Genomic DNA, 221 nt, shown 5'->3' on the forward strand with positions numbered 1-221 from the left:
AGCGATCTAAACTGCTACGAAAAACGGTCTATTTATTTGATGACCAATTCAAAGAGCATATGCCCAAGAAAAATGACACCAATGTATTAGAAAAAGAATTAGCCTATTGTAAAGAACTGGAACAGCGCATAGAAAAAGAAGAATCTTTGAGTTCTATACCAGCTGTGAAAGAAAAGCTAAATCTTCTTAAAGAAACGATAGAAGATACTCAGGGAAATTTT

At 33.5% G+C, this 221-nt stretch carries 1 pseudogene; it reads left to right on the forward strand.

Annotation, left to right across the window (positions count from 1 at the left end):
- Positions 1-221 (forward strand): annotated as a pseudogene (locus tag NJT12_RS24995) (IS5/IS1182 family transposase); the annotation flags it as partial.

The sequence above is a fragment of the Flavobacterium azizsancarii genome (genome assembly GCF_027980145.1).
In the GTDB taxonomy this organism is placed as follows: domain Bacteria; phylum Bacteroidota; class Bacteroidia; order Flavobacteriales; family Flavobacteriaceae; genus Flavobacterium; species Flavobacterium azizsancarii.